Raw genomic sequence first — 2,158 nt, forward strand, 5'->3', positions numbered from 1 at the left:
AGGTGGCGGAGATGAGCCGCTTCCGCTCGGCCAAGGAGATCAAGGCCGCGATGGAGGGCATTGCCGACGGGACGCTGGACATCGTCGTGGGCACGCACAAGCTGCTGTCCGCCGAGGTCAAGTTCAACCGCCTCGGCCTGCTCGTCATCGACGAGGAACACCGCTTCGGCGTGCGCCACAAGGAGGCGATGAAGGCCATGCGCGCCGAGGTCGACGTGCTGACGCTGACGGCCACGCCGATTCCCCGCACGCTCGGCATGGCCTTGGAAGGCCTGCGCGACCTCAGCGTCATTGCCACCGCGCCGCAGCGCCGCCTGGCCATCAAGACCTTTGTGCGCGCCGAAAGCAGCGGCACCATCCGCGAGGCGGTGCTGCGCGAGTTGAAGCGCGGCGGCCAGGTCTACTTCCTGCACAACGAGGTCGAGACCATCGAGAACCGGCGCCAGAAGCTCGAGGAGCTGGTGCCCGAGGCGCGCATCGTCATCGCCCACGGCCAGATGCCGGAGCGCGAGCTGGAGCGCGTCATGCGCGAGTTCGTGGCCGGCAAGCACAACCTGTTGCTCTGCTCGACCATCATCGAGACCGGCATCGACGTGCCGAGCGCCAACACCATCATCATTGCCCGTGCCGACAAGTTCGGCCTGGCCCAGCTGCACCAGCTGCGCGGCCGCGTCGGGCGGTCCCACCACCAGGCCTATGCCTACCTGATGGTGCCGGACATGCAGGGCCTGACCAAGCAAGCCCTGCAGCGCCTGGACGCCATCCAGGCCATGGAAGAGCTGGGCTCGGGCTTCTACCTCGCCATGCACGACCTTGAAATTCGCGGCGCCGGCGAGATGCTGGGCGAGCATCAGAGCGGCAACATGATGGAGGTGGGCTTCCAGCTCTACAACGACATGCTCAGCGAAGCCGTGCGGTCCCTCAAGGCCGGCCGCGAGCCCGACCTGCTGTCGCCCTTTGCCGCCACCACCGAGATCAACCTGCACGCCCCGGCCCTGCTGCCCGATGCCTACTGCGGCGACGTGCAGGTGCGGCTGTCCCTCTACAAGCGCCTGGCCACGGCCGAGAAGAACGAGCAGATCGACGCCATGCTGGAGGAGATCACCGACCGTTTCGGCAAGCTGCCCACGCAGGGCCAGACCCTCTTCGACACTCACCGCCTGCGTGTGCTGGCCAAGCCCTACGGCGTCAGCAAGATCGACGCGGCACCGACGTTGATCAACATCAACTTCCGCCCCAACCCGCCCATCGACCCGATGCGCGTCATCGATCTGGTGCAGAAGAACCGCAACATCAAGCTGGTGGGCAACGAGAAGCTGCGTGTCGAGAAGCAGCTCTCCAGCCCGCAGGACCGCGCCCAGGCCGTGCGCGAGGTGCTGCGACTGCTGGGCCAGCCGATCAAGACCGAATAGCCCTAGCGTCCTTGAACCGGCGCCAGCCCGCGCAGCGCCGCATCGGCGCGGCTCAGCAGCTCGGCAAAGCCCTGGCGCTGCGCCAGCTCCACCGCCTCCAGCAGCAACGGCCGCGCGTCGCGCGCCGGCAACCCCTCGGCCTGCAGCAGCAGCCCCTCGGCCAGCGGCTCCAGCAGGCCGGCGTCGCGTGCGACGGCGACCTGGCGGGCGGCAGCAGCCGCATCGCCGGCCAGCAGTTCCAGCCGTGCCAGGCGGATATGCACAAGCGGATGCTGGCTGCGTGGCAGCAGCGCACGCAAGCGTTCGGCCAGAGAGGGATCGGGCGGCAGGCCGCGGGCCTCGCGCAGCAGGCCGCGCAGCCAGGCGAGGTGTGACACGCGCAGCGGGTCGCGGCTGCTCGCCAGCAAGGGCTCGGCCAAGCCCAAGTCGGCTTCAGCAAGATCGAGGCAGCCGCTCTGCCAGTACAACCGCGCGCGCCGCGTCAGCGCCTCGGCCTCGAACAGGGCCGAACCTTGCGAGCGGCCCAGCTCCAGCGCGCGGTCCAGCACGCCGCGCGCCTCGCCGTAGCGGCCGGCGCTGGTCAGCGTGAGGCCCAGCATCAGCAGCGACAAGGTCTCGGTATGCGCCACGCCCTGCCAGCTCAGCAGGCTGCGCCGCGCCATCTGTTCGGCGCGATCCAGCTCGCCCAGCGCCTGCAGCATCACGCCCAGGTCGCTCTCGATGGTCAGGCCCCGACAGTAGTCGGG

General features: G+C 69.1%; 2 protein-coding genes. One reads left to right on the forward strand and one right to left on the reverse strand.

Features of this window, described 5'->3' with window-relative positions; genetic code table 11:
- Positions 1-1,412 (forward strand): TRCF domain-containing protein (locus tag ACXJKR_RS30525; RefSeq protein WP_457326037.1); only part of this gene is annotated, 1,412 nt, incomplete at its 5' end.
- A 2-nt stretch (positions 1,413-1,414) separates the two neighbouring features.
- Here the strand turns inward: ACXJKR_RS30525 and ACXJKR_RS30530 are convergent.
- A partial coding sequence (locus tag ACXJKR_RS30530; protein ID WP_457326038.1) for a tetratricopeptide repeat protein occupies positions 1,415-2,158 on the reverse strand: 744 nt, incomplete at its 5' end.

The organism is Roseateles sp. P5_E11, from assembly GCF_054049355.1.